We start from the raw sequence: 6142 nt of genomic DNA on the forward strand, positions 1-6142 counted from the left end.
CTCCGGCAACCCGGACCGCCTGGAGACTGCCGTGGACCCGGGTGTATCCCTGTCTCTGGCTGAAGGATGCTGAGGCGAGGGGGGAAGGCCATGGCAATGACGCGGGCGAGGGCTCACAGCACGGACGGACAGCCGCACGAGAAGGATGCCGACCGGCGGTCGCCGGGTCGGACGCGGTTCGCGGGCGTGCTGATGATCCTGCTGTCGCTGATATCGGCGGCGGGGTGTTACGCGGTGCTCTCCTGGTGGTTGCCGTCGGAAGGTGAGCGCCTCCAGGACTACCGCGCGGCCGAATCGTGCTCCTCCCGCGCGGTGCGGCAGGGGTCGACGGACTGTCTGAGCACCTTGCGTCTCACCGTGGAGAAGACGGAGAGGAAGCACGGGGGGAAGAGCTATTACTACGAGGCGGCCCTGACGGACGAGGACGGCTGGCGGGGAACCGTGCGGGCCGGCGGCAAGGAGGGGCCGCTCCTGAGAGAGCTCGCACCCGGCGACCAGGTCACGGCCACCGTCTGGCGGGGCGACATCGTGGTGGTCAGCAAGGACGGCGAACGGCAGAACACCCCGCAGGCACCCCGTGACGAGCTCCAGATGAACGCCGCCGCCGGCGTGTTCGCCGCGCTCCTCGCGGCTCAGGCCTTCGTGTTCGGGGCGGTGCGTCTCGCCCGGCCCCGCGCCTACCGGTCCTGCCTGTGGTACCCGGACGGCAATACGCTGCTCACCATCAACTTCGGGATCTGCTTCGCGGTGGGTCTGCTCGCCGTGTGGATCGGCACCCCGACGTGGACGGTGCCCGCCGTCGCCGTACCCCGGGCCGCGCCCGGGGGGGGGGTGCCGCGGTAGCGCGCGCGGGGGCGGGGGTGTGTGGGCCGCCGGACGTCCGGCGCCACACTCCGCATGCCCTACTCCGTGGGCTCGATCCCGGCCCGCAGCAGACCGAAGGTGTACGCGTCCTCCAGCGCCTGCCAGGACGCGGCGATGACGTTCTCCGCGACCCCGACGGTCGACCATTCGCCGGCTCCGTCGCCGGTGGTGATCAGCACCCGGGTGGTGGACTCGGTGCCGGTACGCCCCTCCAGGATGCGGACCTTGTAGTCGACCAGTTCCAGCTTGGCGAGCTGCGGGTAGATCCGCTCCAGGGCGACCCGGAGCGCCCGGTCCAGGGCGTTGACGGGTCCGTTGCCCTCGGCGGTGGCGACGATCCGCTCGCCCTTGGCCCACAGCTTCACGGTCGCCTCGTTGGCGTGCACGCCGTCGGGGCGGTCCTCGACGATCGCCCGCCACGACTCGGTGCGGAAGTAGCGGGGCGGGGTGCCCGCGACCTCGCCCCGGAGCAGCAGTTCGAAGGAGGCGTCGGCCGCCTCGTAGGTGTAGCCCCTGAGTTCGCGCTCCTTGACGCGCTCGACGACGCGGCCGACCAGCTCGCGGTCGCCGCCGAGTTCGATGCCGAGCTCCTTGCCCTTCAGCTCGATCGAGGCGCGTCCGGCCATGTCGGAGACGAGCATCCGCATGCTGTTGCCGACGAGCGCGGGGTCGATGTGCTGGTAGAGGTCGGGGTCGACCTTGATCGCGGAGGCGTGCAGCCCGGCCTTGTGGGCGAAGGCCGAGACGCCCACGTACGGCTGGTGGGTGGAGGGGGTCAGGTTGACGACCTCGGCGATGGCGTGGGAGATGCGGGTCATCTCGCCGAGCGCGCCCTCGGGGAGCACCGTCTTGCCGTACTTCAGTTCCAGGGCGGCGACGACCGGGAAGAGGTTGGCGTTGCCGACGCGTTCGCCGTAGCCGTTGGCGGTGCACTGGACGTGGGTGGCACCCGCGTCGACGGCCGCGAGGGTGTTGGCGACGGCGCAGCCGGTGTCGTCCTGGGCGTGGATGCCGAGCCGGGCGCCGGTGTCGGCGAGGACGGTGGAGACGACGGCCTGGACCTGGGCGGGGAGCATCCCGCCGTTGGTGTCGCAGAGGATGACGACATCGGCGCCGGCCTCGGAGGCGGCGCGGACCACGGACTTCGCGTATTCGGGGTTGGCGCGGTAGCCGTCGAAGAAGTGCTCGCAGTCGACGAAGACCCGGCGGCCCTGTGCGCGCAGGTGGGAGACGGTGTCGCGGACCATCTCCAGGTTCTCGTCCAGGGTGGTGCGCAGGGCGAGTTCGACGTGGCGGTCGTGGGACTTGGCGACCAGGGTGATCACCGGGGCGCCGGAGTCGAGCAGCGCCTTGACCTGCGGGTCCTCGGCGGCCTTTCCGCCGGCCCTGCGGGTCGCGCCGAACGCCACGAGCTGGGCGTTGGCGAAGGTGATCTCCTGCTGGGCGCGGGCGAAGAACTCCGTGTCCCGGGGGTTGGCGCCGGGCCAGCCGCCCTCGATGAATCCGACGCCGAAGTCGTCCAGGTGCCGGGCGATGGTCAGCTTGTCGGCGACCGTCAGGTTGATGCCTTCACGCTGTGCACCGTCGCGCAGGGTGGTGTCGAAGACATGGAAACTGTCGTCGGTGGCGGTGGCCTTGTTGGTCATGCTGATGCGACTCCTGTCGGATGAGTGGATCCGGACGATCTGGCTCCACTTGCCCCCATCATCCCGCGCACGCCGCCCCGGCCTGGGTGGGGGCCGGAAAACGAAAAAACCCCTCGCGGGTGCGAGAGGTCTGCGCGCGGGTCTGGGGCACGATGAGCGTGCCGTACGTGGTGGTACGGGACGTCACTGCGGACCGGCGCGCCTGCTGCCAATAATCGTGGACAACGAGGACACGGGAGCATTTTGGCACAGCACCGCCCCCGTGACGGGCCCGTCTCAGAATGCGGTCGTGACACTCGTCTCGTCCGAGGGCCGCCCGGGACCGGGTGCGGCCGTCTCCCCCGCGCCGACCCGGTGCAGGTCCAGTTCGCGCGTCTCTCGCATGCTCAGGTAGACGACGAGCGAGACGGCGGCGCAGCCGGCCACGTACCAGAAGTACCCGGACTCGGCGCCCGCGTCCTTGAACCAGAGCGCGATGTACTCGGCCGTCCCGCCGAAGAGCGCGTTGGCGACGGCGTACGGGAGGGCCACTCCGAGCGCGCGGATGCCGGTCGGGAAGAGCTCGGCCTTCACGCAGGCGTTGATGGAGGTGTAACCGGTGACCACGACGAGGGCAAGCAGCGACAGACCCAGGGCGGGCCAGAAGGTACCCGCGTGCCGGAGCATCGTCATGACCGGCACCGTCAGGAGGGTGGAGCCGACGGCGAACCCGATGAGCAGCGGGCGCCGCCCGACCCGGTCGGAGAGCAGCCCGGCGAGCGGCTGGAGGCACATGAAGACGAAGAGCGCGCAGAAGCTGACGAGGGTGGCGGTGGACTTCTCCATCCCGGCGCTCTTGGCGAGGAACTTCGTCAGGTACGTCGTGTACGTGTAGTACGCGACGGTCCCGCCCATGGTCAGCGCGACGACGAGGAACGCCTCGCGCCGGTGGACCCACAGGGCCTTGAGCGTGCCCCGGTCGGCGTCCTCGGCGGCTCCGGACTCCGCGTAGACCTCGGTCTCCAGCATGGTGCGCCGCAGGTAGAAGACGACCGCCGCGCCGAGCGCCCCGACCACGAACGGCACCCGCCAGCCCCAGTCGTGCAGGGCGTTCTCGGACAGCGTGTGCTGGAGCAGGATGAGGAGCCCGAGCCCGATCAGCTGACCGGCGGTCATCGACACGTACTGGAAGCTGGAGGCGAACCCGCGCCGGTCGGGGCGTGAGGCCTCGGTGAGGTACGTGGCGCTGGCCGCGTACTCGCCCCCCACCGACAGGCCCTGGAGCAGCCGGGCCACCATGAGCACGGCCACCCCGCCGTACCCGGCGACCGCGTAGGTCGGGGCGACGGCGATGAGGATCGCGGAGGCCGACATCAGCGAGACGGTGAGGGTCAGCGCGGCCTTGCGGCCCCGGCGGTCACCGATCCTCCCGAGGAGCCAGCCGCCGACCGGCCGCATGAAGAACCCCACGGCGAAGATGCCCATGGTGTTCATGAGGTTCGCGGTCCCGTTGCCCTCGGGGAAGAAGGCGTCCGCGAAGTAGACCGCGAAGGTCGCGTACACGAACCAGTCGAACCACTCGACCATGTTCCCGGCCGAACCGACCCAGATCCTCTTCCACTGCTCTCGTCCCATGGTCGGCCACCGTGCCGCAGGCCGGGGAGCGCGGACAAGGGAGCGGAGGGGAACGATCCGGATTACTTGCGTACGTTGCGTACACCGGCGGACGGTCCGGCTCCGGGGGTGAGGGCGGTGATCGTCGGTGATCGCGCCCGACGCGCGGCTCGGAAGGCGGGGTGGCCCGCGCGCCGTGCTTCCACCGCGGCGGCCCGGGGTAGAGCCCCTCATGACCACGAGCACACCCCCGAGCGACCCCGCCCCGGCCGTCACGGTCCGGGTCTGCGCCGCGATCGTCGAGAGCGGCGAGATCTGCCTCATCCGCCGTACCCGCCCCGGCGGGGAGCAGCACTCCCTGCCCGGTGGCCTCCTCGCCCCGGACGAGCAGGTACCGGACGCGCTCGCCCGCGAACTCCGGGAGGAGCTCACTCTCGACGTCGGCGCGCTGCCTTCTCCGCCTCGGCTGCTCTGGGTCCAGGATCAGATCACCACGCGGCCCGGCCGGCCCGGCACGTTCCGCCGGCTCCACCTGATCCACTCCCTGGTGCTCCCCCGCCGCGTCCGGGACTCCCTGCCGGACACCGAACAGGACGCCGAGTACCCCACCAGCGTGGTGTGGGTCCCCCTGGCGAAGGCGGCGGACCTGCACCTCTATCCCGCCGTGGCCGAGGTGCTCGGCCTGCTGCTCCCGGCCGCCGCCCCGCCCCGCCCCGTACTGCTGCCGCCGATCACCGACCGGACGTACCGCTGGCGCTGACGAGGCACCGGCGCCGACGAGGCCGGAGAAGACGCCGGGCCCCCGCCCAGGGGAAGGCGGGGGCCCGGAACGCGAGTACGGGACTCACTCGTCGTCGGTGATCAGCGGGTCCTTGGGACCGGTCTTGTCGCGCAGGTCCCTGCGCGCGTCGCCCACGGCGTCCTTCGCGACGCCCTTGGCCTGGTCGGCCTTGCCTTCGGCGACCTTGCCGCGGTTGCCGGTCATCTTGCCCATGGCTTCCTTGGCCTTGCCCTTGACCTTGTCCTTGCTTCCCTCAGTCACGGGGCCTCCTCGGACGGACGAACCTTGCACTGCCAACGTAGGTCACCCCGGCAGTGCCTGCAGGACGGCGCCTGCCCGGCGAAGCCCGGGCGAAACGGAAGGCGCGGGAAGCCGCCGGGGCCGGACTCCCCGCCCCGCCGCCCAGTAGGGTCGGCCCGGTGATCGAGACCATCGTCTTCGACGTCGGCGAGACGCTGACCAACGACAACCGGTACTGGGGCTCCTGGGCCAACTGGCTGGACGTCCCCCGGCACACGATGAGCGCCCTGGTGGGGGCGGTGGTGACCCAGGGCCGCGACAACTCCGACGCGCTGCGCCTCGTCCGCCCCGGCATCGACGTCGAGGCCGAGTGGCGGGCCCGCGAGGCGGCGGGCAGGGGCGAGTACCTGGACGAGTCGGACCTCTATCCGGACGTACGGCTGACCCTGGGCCGGCTCCGCGAGCTCGGCGTCCGCGTGATCGTCGCGGGGAACCAGACGGCCCGCGCCGGAGAGCTGCTGCGAGCGCTGGAGCTGCCCGCCGATCTCGTCGTGATGTCCGAGGAGTGGGGCGCCGCCAAGCCGGACCCGGCGTTCTTCGCCCGCGTCCTCGGCGTCTCCAACACCCGCTCCGAGCACACCCTGTACGTCGGCGACCACCCGGCCAACGACGTGTTCCCCGCCCACGCGGCGGGCCTGCGCACCGCGCACCTGCGGCGCGGACCGTGGGGCCACTGGTGGGCCGACGACCCGGCCGTCCGCGCCACGGCGGATTGGTCGGTCGACTCGCTCGCCGAGGTGGCGGAGCTGGTGCGGGGGGAGCGGGAGTAGGCGGGCGAGCCTGTCACCGCAGGGGGCGCCCGTGTCTCCGCCGAGAAGTCCTTCTCGATGTCCGACCGGAGGACGCCCTTCTCGCGCTTCTCGCGGCCGCCGGACAGGCGCTCACCAGCACCCGAGGTGCCTGACCAGCCCCCGTTCACACCTCGTGCGCGACACGAAGGCCGCGCCCGGCAGGACCC

The 6142-nt window shown here is 71.6% G+C and carries 6 protein-coding genes; 3 read left to right on the forward strand and 3 right to left on the reverse strand.

Features of this window, described 5'->3' with window-relative positions; genetic code table 11:
• Positions 1-90 precede the first annotated feature (90 nt).
• Positions 91-843, forward strand: a complete 753-nt coding sequence (locus ACFWEP_RS30160) for a hypothetical protein (RefSeq protein WP_387374774.1) — start codon at positions 91-93, stop codon at positions 841-843.
• Positions 844-902: 59 nt separating this feature from the next.
• Here the strand turns inward: ACFWEP_RS30160 and cimA are convergent, their stop codons facing one another.
• Entirely contained in the window at positions 903-2510 is a 1608-nt protein-coding gene (gene cimA / locus ACFWEP_RS30165; RefSeq protein WP_387374776.1) for a citramalate synthase, read from the reverse strand.
• A gap of 276 nt (positions 2511-2786) precedes the next feature.
• Positions 2787-4124, reverse strand: a complete 1338-nt coding sequence (locus tag ACFWEP_RS30170) for an MFS transporter (protein WP_387374778.1) — start codon at positions 4122-4124, stop codon at positions 2787-2789.
• A gap of 211 nt (positions 4125-4335) precedes the next feature.
• On the opposite strand from ACFWEP_RS30170, the gene ACFWEP_RS30175 reads away from it, so the two are divergent.
• Positions 4336-4863 carry an NUDIX domain-containing protein gene (locus ACFWEP_RS30175; protein ID WP_387374780.1) on the forward strand — a complete coding sequence of 176 codons (528 nt, stop codon included), beginning with the start codon at positions 4336-4338 and terminating at the stop codon, positions 4861-4863.
• Positions 4864-4947: 84 nt separating this feature from the next.
• Here the strand turns inward: ACFWEP_RS30175 and ACFWEP_RS30180 are convergent, their stop codons facing one another.
• On the reverse strand, positions 4948-5145 hold the full coding sequence (locus ACFWEP_RS30180) for a CsbD family protein (protein WP_387374782.1): 198 nt from the start codon (positions 5143-5145) through the stop codon (positions 4948-4950).
• A gap of 158 nt (positions 5146-5303) precedes the next feature.
• Here ACFWEP_RS30180 and ACFWEP_RS30185 point away from each other — a divergent pair, with 158 nt between their 5' ends.
• The gene (locus ACFWEP_RS30185; protein ID WP_387374784.1) at positions 5304-5954 is read left to right on the forward strand and encodes an HAD family hydrolase; all 651 of its coding nucleotides are present in this window, start codon (positions 5304-5306) and stop codon (positions 5952-5954) included.
• Positions 5955-6142: the final 188 nt, after the last annotated feature.

The organism is Streptomyces sp. NPDC060198 (assembly GCF_042728415.1).
GTDB lineage: Bacteria > Actinomycetota > Actinomycetes > Streptomycetales > Streptomycetaceae > Streptomyces.